The sequence below is a fragment of the Peribacillus sp. NPDC094092 genome, assembly GCF_050279365.1.
In the GTDB taxonomy this organism is placed as follows: domain Bacteria; phylum Bacillota; class Bacilli; order Bacillales; family DSM-1321; genus Peribacillus.
Genome location: NZ_JBNNUC010000001.1, coordinates 1,827,956 through 1,844,252, shown reverse-complemented (window position 1 = coordinate 1,844,252; position 16,297 = coordinate 1,827,956). Strand labels below are relative to the sequence as shown.

Here is a 16,297-nt window from a genome sequence, read left to right as displayed (position 1 = left end):
GATTATGAAAGCTGTCACTTTTCAAGGAGCAAAAGAGATACAGGTAAAACAAGTTGAAGATCCGAAACTGCAGCAAAAGGATGATATTATCGTCCGAGTGACTTCAACGGCTATTTGCGGATCCGATCTCCATATATATCAGGGTGCTTTACCCACACATAAGGATTATGTCATTGGCCATGAACCGATGGGCATCGTTGAAGAAGTGGGTCCGGAAGTAACGAAGGTGAAAAAAGGGGACAGGGTTGTCCTGCCTTTTAACATTTCTTGTGGGCACTGTTATTATTGTGAACATGATATGGAGAGCCAATGTGATAATTCCAATCCCAATGAAGCGGTGGATACAGGCGGATACTTTGGCTTCACGGAACGGTATGGCAACTATCCAGGCGGGCAGGCAGAATATTTAAGGGTCCCATATGGAAACTTCATGCCGTTTGTCATACCAGAGTCATGTGAACTTGAAGATGAGGCACTATTGTTCATGTCCGATGTCCTGCCAACCGCATATTGGAGTGTTGAGAACGCTGGCGTCAAGAAAGATGATACGGTAGCGGTACTTGGCTGCGGTCCTATTGGCTTGATGGCTCAGAAGTTCGCTTGGATGAAAGGCGCAAAAAGGGTCATTGCAATCGACAATCTGCCTTATAGACTCAATAAGGCAAAACAGATGAATAAGGTTGAGGCGTATAACTTTGACGAGTATAACGATATGGGCAGCTACATTAAGGAAATCACTTCAGGCGGGGCCGATGTGGTCATAGATTGTGTGGGGATGGACGGCAAAAAATCAACGATTGAGGCAATTGAGCAAAAGCTGAAACTTCAGGGCGGAACGTTAAGCGCGATCGAGATTGCACTTAACGCCGTACGTAAATTCGGTACGATCCAATTGACTGGGGTATACGGATCCAAATATAACATGTTCCCATTAGGCAATTTATTTGAAAGGAACATTAATCTGAAAATGGGGCAAGCACCAGTCATTCACTACATGCCAAAGATTTTTGATGATATCACGGCTGGAAAGTTCGACCCTACGGAAATCATATCCCATAAAGTCCCTCTCGAAAAAGCTAGTGAAGCTTATCAAATCTTTAACGATCACGAAGATTAATGCATTAAAGTCGTGTTAAAGCCATAATATGATGCTTATAAAAAGTCCAATGCATGTAATTGCATTGGACTTTTTGGCCAGGTTCACAAATAGTCAATGGTGTAATAAGGATGGAGATGTGAAATTGAATGATAATTGAACGGAAGAAATCAGGATTATCCCTGATTTTTTTACTATAATGGGTGGCTTTCGTTTCAGGAGAATTCGGAATAATGACGACTGACCCTTCAAGAACATATGATTTAAAAAGAAGAGTTGATTTAATAATAAGATGGAGTATTTATATTATATAATGATAGTGACAAAGGAGGATGTATAGTGGTATTTAATTCGGCAGCAGAACTTTGTGAAGGGTTTGGATATCCGTCCGTTCACGTTAAATTGACGATGGAGATCGTCGATAAGAGATTGGGACCTGTAACGGCGGAAGCAGAGATTGCCATCAAGCCTGTTAAGTCAAAGGAATATCTAGAAGTACTGGTGGAAGAGTTGGAATCGGAGCATATCTTTGCTGATGAAAATGGCAGTATCTATGGCAGCTTCGGCATCGATCAAAGCATCCAGATATATGATGAAGTCCTGACTACAATTCCGTTCGAAGAGGTAATAGGAAAGGAAAATTGGAGAGAAACGATTGAGGAATCAACCACTGTGGATAAGCTAAAGGAACATCTGGGGAAATCACTCAATGATTATCAATTCAGTGATTTGAGCGGAAAATATAAATTCAGGAAAAGATGTACGATAACGGAACTTCAATTCATGGAATAAACCAAACAGGAGAAGGCGAAATGCTTTCTCTTTTTTTCGATGCTATCATAATCAAATGCTTATAGGGACACAATCCGTAAGATTTTTAACATACACATTGTCTAGGGATCAGTAGGTTTTTATGGTTTCAACATACATTTTTTTATGGGTTTACATAGGGTAATATATTGATAAGGGCTTTTACTAGAAAGTGAAATGTATATGTTAAAAGATAAAAAGGAGAAGATATGAAAATTGGTTTGGTACGGCATTTTAAGGTGGCACATGAATTTCCCACTGGGAGACCGGTGACGGCGGATGATATGAAGCAATGGTTCGAGGATTATGATGCAGCGGATATCATTTACGGAACGACTTTATTTGGTGTGGAAGAATGGCAGGAATGCTATAGCAGTGATATGTCGAGAGCTGTCAAGACAGCGGAACATATCTATCCAGGTACGGTTCATCGTATGGAGGAGCTGCGGGAAATTCCCTCCCCCCCACTTAAAGGAAAAGTTAAGCTGCCGTTCATCCTTTGGGCCATCTGGATTCGCTGCTGCTCGGTAATCAACAAGCAGACAAGGGCGGAAATTAAGATTGCAGAGCGAAGGATCAATAAAGTATTGGATGAAGTCTTAGCAAAGGGAGAAAGGGATGTTCTGATCGTGAGTCATGCCGCCCTCATGGTATATATGAGGAAAGAGCTGATACGACGGGGGTTCACCGGTCCAAAATTCAAGATTGCCAGTAATGGAAAGCTTTATGTATTTGAAAGGTGATAAAAGGAAAATATCGGGTTTCCCACCAGAAAGGGTAAGGCATTTTCCGAATAGTTATTCTTTTTTTATTGGTTGTGGTTTATTATTGTAATAGTATAATTTTTACGAATTCAATAATAGGGAAAGAGGGGTGGACATTTTGCTGAAGGCAGTTTTTTTTGATTTAGATGATACATTACTATGGGATCAGAAAAGTGTAAAAGAGGCTTTTGTGGCCACATGTGAAGTGGCCAAGGAGAAATATGATCTGAATGTCGAGGAGTTTGAAGAAGCGGTGCGGAAGGAAGCGCGCGAGCTTTATTCTTCTTACGATACATATGCATTCACACAAATGATCGGAATCAACCCATTTGAGGGACTATGGGGTAATTTTCGGGATGATCATGATGAATTCCGAAAGATGGCCGGGATTGCACCAGGTTATCGGAAAGAAGCGTGGACGAAAGGGTTATTGGCATTAGGGATCGATGACCCGGAATTTGGGCTTGAACTGGCAGAACGTTTCCCTGCCGAGAGGCGCAAAAAACCATTTATCTATGAAGAAACATTCCGTGTTCTGGATGAATTAAAAGGGAAATATAAATTGCTATTGCTTACGAATGGATCTCCTGAACTGCAAAATACCAAACTTGAAATTACGCCTGAACTGGTTCCTTATTTCGACCAAATCGTGATTTCAGGCGCATTTGGACGAGGTAAACCGGATGCCTCCATTTTTGAGCATGCTTTGGAAATCATGGAGCTTGGTAAGGATGAAGTATTGATGGTCGGAGATAATTTAATGACCGATATCCTTGGAGCATCACGCGTAGGCATAAAGTCGGTTTGGATAAATCGCCATGATAAGGAACGGAATGAAGTGATTCCAACCTATGAAATCAAGCATTTAGAGGAGCTTTACCCAATCATTGAGAACCTGAGGAATTAAATGACGGTCCTCTCCAAATAACAAATTTTGGAGAATTGTAATGAAAATATTAGGTCTTTCAAATTATTTACAGAATGAAAAGGGTGAGATATAGTAACCCTGTAATCAATTAAATTATTCAGACTAGGGGTGTCCAATAAAAGTTGGGCTGAGAGAGAAGCGCTTTAGCTTCTTAACCCTCAGGACCTGATCTGGTTCATACCAGCGTGGGGAAGTTAGAATCTACTAAACAATGACATTTCAATTGGTCATTTCTGTAGCCATACTAACGTTAGCCAGGTCTTAAATAGGAGATCTGGCTTTTTCGTGCGAAATGGATTGGATTTTGTCCTTTTTAAATAACTTAAAAAGGAGAAATGAAATCATGATGAGTAATTCAGTAAATGACATGAACGTTTCAATCATGTCCAGCTTTGCCGGGAGTAAAAAAGTGTATGTTGAGGGATCTAGACCCGATATTAAAGTACCTATGCGTGAGATTAAGCTAAGTCCGACTACAGGGTCATTCGGCGAAGAGGAGAATCCGCCTTTACGAGTTTATGACACAAGCGGTTTTTATACGGATTCAGAATATCCCATTGATATTCGTAAAGGTCTTGCCCCGATTAGACGAAGCTGGGTCCTTGAAAGGGAAGATGTTGAAGAGTATGAAGGACGTGAAATAAAGCCCGAAGATAACGGGTATAAAAAAGAGTCACAAACCAAAGCAGAAGTTTTTCCGGGATTGAAAAGAAAACCATTGCGTGCAGTGAAAGGGAAAAACGTAACCCAGCTCCATTATGCCCGAAAAGGTATCATTACCCCGGAAATGGAGTTCATTTCGATCAGGGAAAATGTTACCCCTGAGTTCGTAAGAGAAGAGGTAGCTAGCGGGCGGGCGATCATTCCGGCAAATATTAACCATCCTGAAAGTGAGCCCATGATCATCGGGCGTAATTTTCATGTGAAAATAAATGCGAATATAGGAAATTCCGCTGTTAGTTCATCGATCGAAGCTGAAGTGGAGAAAATGACTTGGGCTACACGTTGGGGTGCAGACAATATAATGGATCTTTCCACCGGAAAGAACATTCACACGACACGGGAATGGATTATCAGGAATTCACCTGTGCCAGTCGGGACGGTTCCGATCTATCAAGCATTGGAAAAAGTGAATGGAGTCGCGGAAGATTTAAATTGGGAAGTTTTCCGGGATACATTAATCGAGCAGGCTGAGCAAGGTGTCGATTACTTCACCATACACGCCGGTGTGCTTTTGCGTTACATTCCCATGACAGCAAAACGAGTTACGGGAATCGTGTCCCGAGGGGGCTCGATCATGGCACAATGGTGCTTGGCCCACCACCAAGAAAGTTTTCTCTATACCCACTTTGAAGAGATTTGTGAAATCATGAAGGCGTATGATGTCTCATTCTCATTAGGTGACGGCCTCCGTCCTGGATCCATTGCAGATGCAAACGATGAGGCTCAATTTGCTGAATTGGAGACACTTGGGGAATTGACGAAGATTGCTTGGAAGCACGATGTTCAAGTCATGGTGGAGGGACCCGGTCACGTACCGATGCATTTGATTAAAGAAAATATGGATAAGCAGCTTGAAGTCTGTCAAGAAGCACCATTCTATACCCTGGGACCATTGACAACGGATATAGCTCCTGGATACGATCATATCACTTCTGCGATTGGTGCTGCCATGATTGGATGGTTTGGAACTGCCATGCTGTGTTATGTGACACCGAAAGAGCATCTGGGACTTCCGAATAAAGAAGATGTTCGTGTAGGGGTCATTACTTATAAAATTGCGGCCCATGCAGCAGATCTTGCTAAAGGCCATCCGCAGGCAAGAAAGCGGGATGATGCCCTTTCAAAGGCTAGATTCGAATTTCGTTGGAGAGATCAATTCAATCTTTCCCTCGATCCTGAAAGGGCGGTTGAATATCATGATGAAACACTTCCGGCAGAGGGTGCCAAAACAGCCCATTTCTGTTCAATGTGCGGCCCGAAATTCTGCAGTATGAGGATTTCCCAGGATATCCGTGATTTGGCGAAGGAAAAGGGTCTGGGTTTTGATTCGGTAATCGATGAAGGTCTGAAAGAAAAAGCGGATGAATTCAGGAAAACGGACGGGGAAATCTATCAATGATTCCGACGAGAGGGAGAATTCGATGAATCGGGTAATCCAAATAAAAGTTGAAATGAAACAGTTGGAAGCTCAATTGGAACAGCTGAAAAGGGAGCTGAACATTTTTCGCGAGAATTGTAATCATGAATTTGTAAAAACTGATTATAGTCAACAATGTATAAAGTGCCACTTAATTGAAAGCCTGCAATGGTAGTGATTCCGTAATCGTCTTCATTATCGAAATTAATCCCTTAATCATGTTGGGCATCAATCACAATGTCACCATGATTGGGGGATATTTCATTACTATTTACATGCTTGTTTTATTAATATGAAGAGGAGGAGGGACAAGCCATCCTTTTTCCTTATTCAATCTTAGGAAGTCAGCACCCATTGCAGCTTTATTGGTATGGAATTGTGCGAACATCTGTGCAATATCTTCGCGGATGCATTGACCCATGATTTGGCTGCAAGCAACTAATCCTGCATTTATATCGATTGATACTGAAGCAGAGATTTCAGGATCTTGAAAACGTGCCCCTCCAGGAATATCCTCCAAATTAGCTTTAGGCCTTTCAGGTGGTGACGGAGGCAGTCCTACGTTATTTTCTTTTAATAATGATTCAAGTTGGTCATGTTCCTGTTTCCCTTGATTGATCACTTCAACAAGTAATTTATGCAAATCCTTGTCTCCACCAGTATGATTAAGCATAGTTTAATGACAGGCAATAAAGCCTTTTGTAGTTGTTAAAAATGCCCATGTTCCAAATGCTTCTCCGTAATGCATAGGCTCTTCTTTCGGATTACCGCTTAAAAACCCCATACCCATCCTCCTAAATTTCTCTATTCAACGCATTTAAGTTACCCTCAATTCATCCATGTATGCATCGTTGTTGATTGAAAAGATAGATGGCTTTTAGGTTTAACCTTTTATTCCTTGTAGCCATTCTTGATAACATTCATCACAGAGCATTTCATTCCTATCCGTGTCAGTAACTTGAAATGTTACGACATGGATTTTCTTTTCTTCCGTGTCATCACTACAATAGAAGCATTTATGTGTCATTAAAAATCCTCCCATAATAAAAAGTGTTTATAGTTGAAACATCATGGTTTTTTTATATAGAAAACATGGTATAGCAGCTTATTGGTCTACTTGGAAGAGTTTAGATTGAATAATCCTGTTGGGGTTTACCATACTAAACTTGTTCGCATCATTGATAAAAAGAGGAGGAAATACGATGCAAAACCAAAATCAACAAGGTCAAGTACACCAGAACATGCAAACAGGTGCCATTCCCCCACAAATGAATCACGGTGGTCACGAAGTATTCGATGTACATGAAGTGTTGTCGGGAACGATTGGTACTTTAAACACATATACTCTTTTGCGTCAGCATATCCAGGATAAGGAATTGCTCGACATTCTGGATCGTCAATATCAGTTCATCCAAGAAGAATATAATATTTCATTGGAGTGCTTCCAATCAGGCCAGGATCCTTCTAAACCGACCCAAAGCTATAAAATGAATCAAGGTAACGATTTTATATATGGATTGACACCAACTCAGCCAAAGAAACCTTTGCAATCCGTCTCTGAAATTACGGATGAATGCATTTCAGGCTTGATGCTTGGAGCTGTCAAGTCTGCAGCATCCATGAAAGCGATGACAGCGCTTGAAATAACGAATCCTGTCGTTCGCCGGGTATTTGCTGATTCCGTTCCGAACTGCATTGAAATGGCATATGAGATTTCGTTATATCAAAACAAACATCATTACTATCAAGTTCCACAGCTTGCACAGCAGGATATGCTGCAAATGATGAACGCGTATGCACCCGCACAAAGAAATAACAACATGAGTCATTAAAGGCATTTGCCAAGAACAAAGAAGGGATAGGACAATTTGTCCTATCCCTTCTTTATTACTGTTTCATTTGATTTATTTCCTGGATGCATTCCTGGACGAGGGTTACAGCCTGACTCATGGCGGCTCCTCCGCCGAATGCCGCGGTCACACCGATAGCTTCAAGAATTTCCTGTTCGGAACAGCCTTGGTCAAGACATCCTTTTGTATGATAGATAATACAGTATTCATCTTGTGAATATAAGCTTATTCCTAGTGCGATTAGCTGTTTATCTTTCTGGGATAATTCACCTTCTTTAAAGCACTCTTCCGTAAACGAATTGAATTTCTCTGCAAGATCAGGCATTTTATGCGTAAAGACACCGATTCCAGCTTTATAATCACGAAGAGCATTTTCAGTAGAATTGTTAGCTTCAAATTCCATTTTCCATTCAGCTCCATCCTAAATTTTTTTCATCAAAAATTAGTATGAGCTAAATAGTGGACGATTAAACAGAAACATAGGAGTTTACCTAAGTAATCTTGGAGCCGGCTTCATACAGGGCAAGTGATCCCTTGGGCCGGATGGCTTTGAACCATTGATAGCAAAGGATGCATATAAGTGCAACATCAATGGCATCACCGGCATAGTACATTAACATTCCTCCATTTTCCGCTTGTACCTTTGTGACTCCGCTTGGCGGATGGGCAAAAATATATTTAGAAAGGATATCATGGCCGGCCAGTGAAATAGTAAATACGATAGCCCGAAACATGAAGCTGAACCTGTGGGGCGTAGGGTCGATATAAATCATCGATGCAGTGAATAGATAGCCCGCCATGAATACGTGAAAATGCACCAATGAATGTAGAAGGGCATGCTGATGCATTAACCCATATAACCCAGTCGTATAAAGTATCCAGAGTCCCCCAATATTAAGCACGGAAGCAGTGAATGGATTACTTAAAATGCGCAGCGGCCAACTTTTCAATAACTTTGAAAGGTGTCTTGCTGATTTTACATCAAGTGTTCGCAGTGCAAGAGTGATAGGTGCAGCAAACACGAGTAGGATTGGGGCAATCATTCCAAGCAGTAAATGACCAACCATGTGCGCGGTGAAGTCCATATGTGCGCGATTGGCGATGGGGCCTATAATTGCGGAGGCTGCACAGATGGTGCCAAGAATCCAAAAGAACGTACGGTATAAGGGCCATTTTTTATAGCGGCGATTCGAAATTACGACAGCTGCGATATAAATAACGATAACAAGCGAGATAAGAATCAATAAAATCGGTTCAAAACCAGTTCCATTATCGTGAATATGTCCATTACTGTGCATTGCGGCCGTCTTCTTTCATTTTAAGTAAGCTGCTCCTTGTTTGAATGACGATGGTAAGGCCGATCAGTATCATGATTGCGGCTGCAATGTTCCAAATCAAGTCGTATGGAAGAATATCGACATTGTAACGGATTTGATGGAGACGCATGAGTTTGTGCTGGATGGTCCCGTCATATAACTGAAAAGAACCTGCCCCAAACAAAACTCCCCCTATCCACCTTTTCATCCATAATCCCTTTCGGCGGCGAAGGTCAGCGAACATGAACAGAGACCCGACTGTTGCGAACCAGCTTAGGGCATGAAAAAATCCATCCGAGACAAGCCCGATGCTGGATGTGGATTTGTCATAGAAATGGTGCCAATGTAATAGTTGATGAAAGATGGCCTCATCGATGAATGCCACCAATCCGATCCCGAATAGAAAACCGGACCATAGATTACGAGCGGAATAAGTATATCGTAATTCTGAAATGGATTGATTTTTTTGATTTCGGGGCCTGAAATCCATTTTCCATCCTCCTTTTAAGTTTCTATATGTGGTTGACTTTCCTATATATGGTTCTTTCTACTTTACCCTGTATTGTAAAGTTATAGACAGGTAAATGGATCTTTTATAAATCTTATTAGTGATCCATTCATGCTCCTAAGATAATCCTTGGATTTTTAGTTCATTGTTAAATGCATGTAAGATTTTTCTAATTATTGTTCATTATGACTGGATCCATGTTTCAAGCATGGACAGGCGGGTAATAAAAATCTTAGAAAGCAACCAATTATAAAAGGAGGAGTTATAGGTTTCGTCATCAAAAAGAATTGCAATTTAAGTTAAGGTAGAGCGGCCAGATTTAATGCTTGCACGTCAAATTCAGGAAGTGTTAGGTGGACAGTTCGGGGAAATGACTGTCATGATGCAATATCTTTTTCAGGGATTTAACTGCCGTGGGGAAGAAAAATACAAAGATATGCTGATGGATATTGGTACAGAGGAAATTGGACATGTAGAGATGCTTTGTTCGCTCATTAGTCAATTACTTGATGGCGCTTCTCCGGAAGATCAGGCAGAATCCGCAAAAGATCCTGCTACAGCAGCGATCATGGGTGGGATTAATCCCCAGCATTTGCTCGTAAGCGGACTTGGCGGACTGCCAACCAACTCGAATGGGGTGCCTTGGAACGGATCTTATATTGTAGCGAGCGGAAATCTATTAGCAGACATGCGATCGAATTTGCATGCTGAAAGCCAAGGACGCCTTCAAGTGGCCCGTTTATATCATATGACCAAAGATGAAGGGGTACGTGCTACCTTCCGTAAAATGTTGGCCCGTGATCGCTACCACCAATATCAATGGATGGCGGCCATTGCAGAACTTGAAGAAAAAAATGGTGTTGTCGTTCCCGCATCATTCCCGCCGGAAGCGGAAATGGAATCCCAACCGGAAGCTTACGAATTCTGGAACTTGTCAGAAGGTAATGAATCAGCAGACGGCCTGTGGGCAACGGGAAGGGCCCCGGATGGTACAGGAGATTTTGTTTATGTAGCTGAACCAGTTGCGAAAGGACAGATTCCTAACCCAAAGGTTCCGGTAGCACAATTGCATCATGACTTGGATAGAAGTCAATCGCTTAATAAATGGTAATAGTAACTTTTCAAAAAACTCGATGGCCCCTAAAGGGACATCGTTTTTTTCTGTTAACAAAATCTGATTATTTGCTTGTGGATTTTTTTGAGTAGCATAGATTCCTTTATCAAAATGCCATTTTAAAGGAAGGTCACTCATTTAAATAGTAAGAAGTGGGTTTACCAAACCCATGCCAGGAAAAGGAGCTAATGGCAGATTGATTGAAGAATGAAATATGGACAAAGTATAATGAATATATACAAAATCAATTTACTCTTCGTCGGTATCTGTCTAAAGGGGGAATCTTAATGAATGAACTGAATGCATTATTCAGGAAAAGAATAGGGCTCCAGGAAGATGTGAAACTGACATTTGAGAAATTAGATGAAATTCTGGAAAAGACAGCGAAAACCATTCCTTTTGAAAACTTATCGATCATGGCATCCCATCTGAGTCATATCAATAAAGCGAATATCATGAACAAAGTCCTCGTGAGGAATGAGGGTGGATTATGCTATGAATTGAATGCAGCCCTTTATTTTTTCCTGAAGGAAAATGACTTTGATGTATTCCTGATACGGGGTGTCATCTATAATCAGGGGTGGATGACCATAGGAAGGACCCATGTCACCATTCTATTGAACCATGAGGGCCGAACCTATTTGATCGATACAGGTTTTGGCGGGAATCTGCCTTTAAAACCAGTTCCGTTGAACGGAGAAACGGTCGTTTCCCAAAATGGTGAATTCAGGATAAAAAAAGAAAATACCGACCATGGAGACCACATCCTTGAATTAAAACTGAAACATAAAGATCGCGATTGGAGAATAGGGTATGCCTTCGATTCGTCAAAACCGGTAGGAAATGTAGCGGAACTTAATGAGGTCCAAACGATCATCAGGGAAAATCCCGAATCGCCATTTAATAAGCATCCATTAATCACCCGTTTGACAAACAGCGGGAACATCACTTTAACTGATACATCCTTTACAGAGTGGGAAGATGGGAAAGTGACGAAAGAAGAAATAGATGGAACGCGATTCAAAGAGTTAATGAAACAGCACTTCGATAGATAGTGAAAAAAGGGACTGAATATTAAAGTCACCCATTCAAAAAAGACTGTCCATCTCTGACAGTCTTTTTTATGAATAACGGCGAAGAGGCTAGCGGAAAGGAAGCGATTTCTAAAACGAGCTTGTCTACGTCTAAAACATCCATTATTTCGCATGGACATACCAAAACCATGTTAATAGGTATAGCGAAAGGGTTATTCAATTCGATAGGCATGGATTATAAAAAACATGTCTCCATGTACCTTTCACATATCATACAAAAAATCGAACAATCAACTTTGGTTAGACTAGAAATAAGAAGGACTTTTGACAAAGTCCTTCTTGCTTGATTTACATGTTAAGACTTATTAAATTTACACTAAAATGCAGCTATGGATGATTGGGATAAACTATAATGATATTCCGAATATAGTTTTACAACTATCGAAAAAAATTTGCACCTTACGATAAACTGAAAATAACAAGAAAGAGATGATGATTTAAAGGATTTTGATGAAAATCTTCCTGCCGAATGGCTGGAATTAGTAACATTGGCAATGAAATCGGATGTTACAAAAGAACAATTCAAAAAGTTTCTGCAAGAAAAGTCGAATAGCGATAAAAGTAGCGATTGTGGTGGCTAAATAATCTGCTTAGCCAAAGAAAGGTAACTTGTCTATCTGCAGAAAAGGGTCTTCTTTTTTCAGACCTTTCATATTAATGCTATCAGGCTAAATTCAGGCACGGGACTATTACAAAAAATGTATGGGGCACCGTTTCTTTTGCCATGAGTTACTCCATATTTTCTGCATATTTAATTGCTATGATGTTTGCAATCATAAAGGAGGTTTTATTCAATATGAAAAAAAGAACAAAATTGCCTTTCATCCTATCATTAGTAGCAGCGCTGTTTTTAGTCCTTGGCGCATGTTCCAACAGCGATGATAAAAACGAAGAAGGTAAAGAAGACATGGACCATAGTGAAATGGATATGAACCATTCCAGCTCGGGTGATGTTCCAGAAGGTTTAAAGGCTGCAGAAAATCCAACCTATGAAGTTGGAAGTCAAGCGATTATCGAATCAGGTCATATGGAAGGCATGAAGGGGGCGAAAGCAACAATAGTGGGTGCATATGATACGACTGCTTATGCAATTTCGTATACGCCTGAAACTGGCGGAGAAAAAGTGGGAAATCATAAATGGATCATACATGAAGAAATCAAAAATGCAGATAAGAAGACGTATGAACCCGGAGCGGAGGTCACAGTAAATGCTTCACATATGGAAGGAATGAACGGGACAGTCGCTGAAGTTGAATCTGCTGAAAAAACGACTGTTTATATGGTCGATTTCACGCCGACTACGGGGGGAGAAAAAGTGAAGAACCATAAATGGGTAACGGAAAGTGAATTATCAGCGTCTGAATGATTGAACTTCATGATTTTATTAAACAACTCGCATTCTTCGAGTTTATCTATAGTCTGAAGGAATGGCAAAAAAGCCATTCCTTTTTTGTGTGAATAAACTTTCTTGAAGATTATTGTTTGTAGTGGATTGTAAAACTTTAGTATCTGTTAATATGGATTTATCAAAATGTGAAAAGGGGTTCAAGTATGGTGACTGGATTAACCATTAGACCTTTTATCGAAAATGACCATGAGGCGCTGAGTAACTATTGTTTACCTATAGAGCAAGCAATCTATACTTCTTTACCCTTGAAAGTTATCGAAGATTTCAGGAAGGATGAATATAACCTCCCCATGGTCATTTATTTGGATGAGGATTTGGTTGGTTGTTTTGCCTTATATACGGATAAAGCGGGAAATCGATATACAAGTAATGAGAATGCGGTTCTTTTTAAATCATTCTCCTTGGATTTACGCCATCAAAAAAAGGGGCTGGCTTTTAAGACTTTAAAAGTGTTGCCTGAGATGATCAAACTAAGTCATCCAGAAAAAAATGAAATTATTCTAACCGTGCATCATTCGAACGTTCCAGCGATAAATTTATATAAAAAGGCTGGTTTCGTTGACAAAGGATACAGATTTAACGGGGAAGAAGGGGAGGAATTTATTTTCCATTTCGCTCTGGATTAAGGGAGCTTTAGATAACTTCCGGGGTGTATAGAGCGCAGTGGAACGAGTTGGAAAATGAAAGAGTGGTTAAACGCAAAATAAGCATCTTAATGATGCTTATTTTTTTGGAAAGGTTAATCCATCCAACCTACCATGCTGGAATACTTTCATCATTAATTTGGGAACTCTATGTTCAGAATTCATGGTATCCATCCTACAATTTCTAAAATCGTGAGAACAATCTCAAAGACAATGAGAATCACAATGATCCATTCAACGAATAGTCCCCTGATCGAATGGCTGATGTTAGAAAACCCATCCATGATGTTATATAAAATTTCGGTTTTACTTTTCAAGATTTTATAACGATCATTCAATTCAAAAAAATCAAGCATGCGGTCATAAAATTCGCCGGCAATGCTGCTTGTCCATGTAATATCAGGTTTATCCAGAATCATGATATACGCTAGGGTATTGTACTCGTGACGTACGATTTTTGCCGTCGTCCTCGCTAGTTCCTTGTTGCCGATTCTCAGCTTGCCTTTTTCCAATCGGTCTATCATGGATTCGAGCTTGTCGTGGATTTTTCCGAGCTGTTCCTCAGTTTTTTCAAGTGCCACCGATTTTGCGAGAATAGTGGAAATTAATTCAGGGTAGAAAAATTCATATTTAGGCACAACTACAAATTCGTCTGTCAAATTGATGTTTTCAGTTTCACTGAAGTGAAGGCTGTAATCGTCTGTATATCTATCCACATTAACGAGATCAATGTCCGGCTCGAAAGAATGGATAAAGGATGAAAATTCCTTAATCTCATCCGCGTGTGAGTAATTGATGAAGACAATGCTGCCAAAGGAAAAAACCAGCACCTGTTGCGAAACATCCACATTTTTATGAAGGATGGAACTTAGAATATCGCCTTTAAGGATTAAAGGCTCTTCCCATGTGAACTTTTTAGGGATGCCGCAATGAATGGCGATTTTGTTCAAATCAATTTCATTAGTGATTGCACATGCTTTAAAGGTAATTGGTTCCATCTATATCACTCTCTTCAGCAAATTGGTCTTTTTTCGATTCTATTCTATTCTTACAAAAACATGCTTGAATAATTCTTGAAGGCAGAAAAAGTTTACTGATTGGTCCCTAAACCATAAAGGATATAATAGATAATCAAGTCCAAGCTTTGGGTTTTATGCTCTGCACTAATACACTCGTTTATATGGAAGAAGGGCGATTATAAGAATGCTGATCCTCCCAGTTATGTCATTACTGAAACTTAACAAAAACATATAAAAGTTCATGAAAACTTTACTTTTATTTACAGAATCCTCATATTGACGTCAATGTTCAGTAATACATGTTTGTTATAATCGATTGACGGTTTTAAAAGTGATTGGAAAAGGGTCTTCTAATAATCCTTCATTTATAGATAAGTAGCAGGCTGATTGAAGATGACTGAATAGTAGGAGTGAACAAAAATGGAGGAATCTATAAATCTATATGAGCTTACATTTAGTGAAAAAGATAGATATGTAATCATTACGAATGCTTATCCACATGAAGATCAGTTATATCGGAATGGGTTTATCCACCGAAGAGTCAAGGCCTATCTGGATGAGGGTTTGAAGGTTGATGTCTTTGTTTTGCATCCTGCCTATAAAAAGGCAGAAAAGTATACGTATGAAGATGTGCCTGTTTATCGAGGAACTGAACATCATCTGCGCATTTTCTTAAATCATAAAGCACATAAAAAAGCGCTCATTCATTTTGTTAATCCCAAAATGGTACAAGCGATAAAAGAAACGAACACAGATTTACCGATTATCACCTGGATACATGGATTTGAAACGGAGGCATGGCATAGAAGATGGTTTAATTTTCTTGAAAGCCCTGAAAGCTTGAGGAAGATACTTGAAATGTCGGACGACTATTATGTAGAACAGCTTTCTTTTATGAATTGGTTTTATCAAACGAATGAATTGGATACAACCTTTGTTCATATTTCCAAATGGTTCAAAGAACATATTGCGGAATGTGACGCAAGGGCGGAATCGAAAAATTCAGTAATCATTCCTAATGTAATAGATGATAATCTGTTTACCTTTATGGAAAAGCCCGTTGAAAAGCGGACAAAAGTCCTGTCAATCAGACCATACGCTTCACGAAAATACGCAAATGATTTATCGGTGAAAGCGGTGCTGGAACTGTCGAAGAGACCATATTTCGATAAGTTGGAATTTGCATTTTATGGTGATGGAAAATTGTTCGATCAAACCGTTGAGCCAATCCGGGATTTTGAGAATGTAACGATTCATAAAGGTTTCCTATCTCAGGAGCAAATCGCTGCATTACATAAGGAGTATGGAATTTTCCTTTGCCCGACTCGTTTGGATTCTCAAGGGGTTTCTATGTGTGAGGCAATGTCGAGTGGGCTCGTGCCGATTTCAACAGATATTACGGCAATCCCGGAATTCGTAAAACACGACGTTTCTGGCCTTCTAACAAAACCTGAATCTCCTATCGAAATTGCCGATGCAATAGAGCGCTTATATTACAACTCGGACGTATTTTTAAGAGTGTCAAAACAAGCTTCTCAGTCGATTCGTGAAAAATGCGCAGTGGATGTTGTTATTAAAAGAGAATTGGAGATTATCCAAGGTTAAA

Annotated in this window: 17 protein-coding genes, 2 pseudogenes and 1 riboswitch; of the genes and pseudogenes, 13 read left to right on the top strand and 6 right to left on the bottom strand. The window is 40.0% G+C overall.

Annotated features, from left to right (window positions below):
* The first annotated feature begins 4 nt into the window (after positions 1 to 4).
* The 6 genes from ACQKNS_RS08785 to ACQKNS_RS08760 all read left to right on the top strand — a co-directional run bounded on the left by ACQKNS_RS08785 (position 5) and on the right by ACQKNS_RS08760 (position 5,913).
* The gene (locus tag ACQKNS_RS08785) at positions 5 to 1,117 is read left to right on the top strand and encodes a zinc-dependent alcohol dehydrogenase (protein ID WP_427642070.1); all 1,113 of its coding nucleotides are present in this window, start codon (positions 5 to 7) and stop codon (positions 1,115 to 1,117) included.
* Between the two features lie 318 nt (positions 1,118 to 1,435).
* Complete coding sequence (locus tag ACQKNS_RS08780; protein WP_427642069.1) at positions 1,436 to 1,888, top strand: hypothetical protein; 453 nt, start codon at positions 1,436 to 1,438, stop codon at positions 1,886 to 1,888.
* 227 nt (positions 1,889 to 2,115) lie between these two features.
* Positions 2,116 to 2,649, top strand: coding sequence for a histidine phosphatase family protein (locus ACQKNS_RS08775; RefSeq protein WP_141993753.1), 534 nt, complete (start codon positions 2,116 to 2,118; stop codon positions 2,647 to 2,649).
* A 139-nt stretch (positions 2,650 to 2,788) separates the two neighbouring features.
* Positions 2,789 to 3,577 (top strand): HAD family hydrolase, encoded by a 789-nt coding sequence (locus tag ACQKNS_RS08770; RefSeq protein ID WP_427642068.1) that lies wholly within the window; start codon positions 2,789 to 2,791, stop codon positions 3,575 to 3,577.
* 115 nt (positions 3,578 to 3,692) lie between these two features.
* A riboswitch (TPP riboswitch) is annotated at positions 3,693 to 3,807 on the top strand.
* A 134-nt stretch (positions 3,808 to 3,941) separates the two neighbouring features.
* Complete coding sequence (gene thiC, locus ACQKNS_RS08765; RefSeq protein ID WP_427642067.1) at positions 3,942 to 5,720, top strand: phosphomethylpyrimidine synthase ThiC; 1,779 nt, start codon at positions 3,942 to 3,944, stop codon at positions 5,718 to 5,720.
* 22 nt (positions 5,721 to 5,742) lie between these two features.
* Complete coding sequence (locus tag ACQKNS_RS08760) at positions 5,743 to 5,913, top strand: hypothetical protein (protein ID WP_427642066.1); 171 nt, start codon at positions 5,743 to 5,745, stop codon at positions 5,911 to 5,913.
* A 96-nt stretch (positions 5,914 to 6,009) separates the two neighbouring features.
* Here ACQKNS_RS08760 and ACQKNS_RS08755 read toward each other — a convergent pair.
* Both ACQKNS_RS08755 and ACQKNS_RS08750 read right to left on the bottom strand, forming a co-directional pair.
* A pseudogene (locus tag ACQKNS_RS08755) lies at positions 6,010 to 6,522 on the bottom strand (DUF3231 family protein).
* A gap of 99 nt (positions 6,523 to 6,621) precedes the next feature.
* Entirely contained in the window at positions 6,622 to 6,765 is a 144-nt protein-coding gene (locus tag ACQKNS_RS08750) for a hypothetical protein (RefSeq protein ID WP_214743170.1), read from the bottom strand.
* Between the two features lie 175 nt (positions 6,766 to 6,940).
* Between ACQKNS_RS08750 and ACQKNS_RS08745 the strand changes: the two genes are divergently transcribed.
* Entirely contained in the window at positions 6,941 to 7,570 is a 630-nt protein-coding gene (locus ACQKNS_RS08745; RefSeq protein WP_427642065.1) for a spore coat protein, read from the top strand.
* A 55-nt stretch (positions 7,571 to 7,625) separates the two neighbouring features.
* On the opposite strand, the gene ACQKNS_RS08740 is transcribed toward ACQKNS_RS08745, so the two are convergent.
* The 3 genes from ACQKNS_RS08740 to ACQKNS_RS08730 form a co-directional block, all read right to left on the bottom strand.
* Positions 7,626 to 7,991, bottom strand: coding sequence for a carboxymuconolactone decarboxylase family protein (locus ACQKNS_RS08740; RefSeq protein WP_427642064.1), 366 nt, complete (start codon positions 7,989 to 7,991; stop codon positions 7,626 to 7,628).
* An 88-nt stretch (positions 7,992 to 8,079) separates the two neighbouring features.
* Positions 8,080 to 8,886 carry a cytochrome c oxidase assembly protein gene (locus ACQKNS_RS08735; protein ID WP_427642063.1) on the bottom strand — a complete coding sequence of 269 codons (807 nt, stop codon included), beginning with the start codon at positions 8,884 to 8,886 and terminating at the stop codon, positions 8,080 to 8,082.
* Complete coding sequence (locus ACQKNS_RS08730) at positions 8,876 to 9,394, bottom strand: DUF2243 domain-containing protein (protein ID WP_427642062.1); 519 nt, start codon at positions 9,392 to 9,394, stop codon at positions 8,876 to 8,878. The genes ACQKNS_RS08735 and ACQKNS_RS08730 overlap by 11 nt, the downstream gene beginning before the upstream one ends.
* Positions 9,395 to 9,699: 305 nt before the next feature.
* Between ACQKNS_RS08730 and ACQKNS_RS08725 the strand changes: the two are divergent.
* The 5 genes and pseudogenes from ACQKNS_RS08725 to ACQKNS_RS08705 all read left to right on the top strand — a co-directional run bounded on the left by ACQKNS_RS08725 (position 9,700) and on the right by ACQKNS_RS08705 (position 13,654).
* Positions 9,700 to 10,523 (top strand): annotated as a pseudogene (locus tag ACQKNS_RS08725) (manganese catalase family protein).
* Positions 10,524 to 10,813: 290 nt separating this feature from the next.
* On the top strand, positions 10,814 to 11,581 hold the full coding sequence (locus tag ACQKNS_RS08720; RefSeq protein WP_427642061.1) for an arylamine N-acetyltransferase family protein: 768 nt from the start codon (positions 10,814 to 10,816) through the stop codon (positions 11,579 to 11,581).
* A gap of 512 nt (positions 11,582 to 12,093) precedes the next feature.
* Entirely contained in the window at positions 12,094 to 12,201 is a 108-nt protein-coding gene (locus ACQKNS_RS08715; protein WP_427642181.1) for a hypothetical protein, read from the top strand.
* A gap of 215 nt (positions 12,202 to 12,416) precedes the next feature.
* Positions 12,417 to 12,986, top strand: a complete 570-nt coding sequence (locus ACQKNS_RS08710; RefSeq protein WP_427642060.1) for a YdhK family protein — start codon at positions 12,417 to 12,419, stop codon at positions 12,984 to 12,986.
* 185 nt (positions 12,987 to 13,171) lie between these two features.
* A complete protein-coding gene (locus tag ACQKNS_RS08705) occupies positions 13,172 to 13,654 on the top strand; it encodes a GNAT family N-acetyltransferase (protein ID WP_427642059.1) in 483 nt (160 codons plus the stop codon).
* A 179-nt stretch (positions 13,655 to 13,833) separates the two neighbouring features.
* Here the strand turns inward: ACQKNS_RS08705 and ACQKNS_RS08700 are convergent, their stop codons facing one another.
* Entirely contained in the window at positions 13,834 to 14,670 is an 837-nt protein-coding gene (locus ACQKNS_RS08700) for an RMD1 family protein (protein ID WP_427642058.1), read from the bottom strand.
* Positions 14,671 to 15,111: 441 nt separating this feature from the next.
* Here ACQKNS_RS08700 and ACQKNS_RS08695 point away from each other — a divergent pair, with 441 nt between their 5' ends.
* A complete protein-coding gene (locus ACQKNS_RS08695; protein ID WP_427642057.1) occupies positions 15,112 to 16,296 on the top strand; it encodes a glycosyltransferase family 4 protein in 1,185 nt (394 codons plus the stop codon).
* Position 16,297: the final 1 nt, after the last annotated feature.

Coding starts and splice junctions, on each gene's coding strand:
- ACQKNS_RS08705 (WP_427642059.1), top strand. CDS start 13,172: ATGGTGACTGGATTAACCATTAGACCTTTTATCGAAAATGACCATGAG.
- ACQKNS_RS08735 (WP_427642063.1), bottom strand. CDS start 8,886: ATGCACAGTAATGGACATATTCACGATAATGGAACTGGTTTTGAACCG.
- ACQKNS_RS08700 (WP_427642058.1), bottom strand. CDS start 14,670: ATGGAACCAATTACCTTTAAAGCATGTGCAATCACTAATGAAATTGAT.
- ACQKNS_RS08740 (WP_427642064.1), bottom strand. CDS start 7,991: ATGGAATTTGAAGCTAACAATTCTACTGAAAATGCTCTTCGTGATTAT.
- ACQKNS_RS08785 (WP_427642070.1), top strand. CDS start 5: ATGAAAGCTGTCACTTTTCAAGGAGCAAAAGAGATACAGGTAAAACAA.
- ACQKNS_RS08710 (WP_427642060.1), top strand. CDS start 12,417: ATGAAAAAAAGAACAAAATTGCCTTTCATCCTATCATTAGTAGCAGCG.
- ACQKNS_RS08745 (WP_427642065.1), top strand. CDS start 6,941: ATGCAAAACCAAAATCAACAAGGTCAAGTACACCAGAACATGCAAACA.
- ACQKNS_RS08775 (WP_141993753.1), top strand. CDS start 2,116: ATGAAAATTGGTTTGGTACGGCATTTTAAGGTGGCACATGAATTTCCC.
- ACQKNS_RS08720 (WP_427642061.1), top strand. CDS start 10,814: ATGAATGAACTGAATGCATTATTCAGGAAAAGAATAGGGCTCCAGGAA.
- thiC (WP_427642067.1), top strand. CDS start 3,942: ATGATGAGTAATTCAGTAAATGACATGAACGTTTCAATCATGTCCAGC.
- ACQKNS_RS08750 (WP_214743170.1), bottom strand. CDS start 6,765: ATGACACATAAATGCTTCTATTGTAGTGATGACACGGAAGAAAAGAAA.
- ACQKNS_RS08730 (WP_427642062.1), bottom strand. CDS start 9,394: ATGGATTTCAGGCCCCGAAATCAAAAAAATCAATCCATTTCAGAATTA.
- ACQKNS_RS08695 (WP_427642057.1), top strand. CDS start 15,112: ATGGAGGAATCTATAAATCTATATGAGCTTACATTTAGTGAAAAAGAT.
- ACQKNS_RS08760 (WP_427642066.1), top strand. CDS start 5,743: ATGAATCGGGTAATCCAAATAAAAGTTGAAATGAAACAGTTGGAAGCT.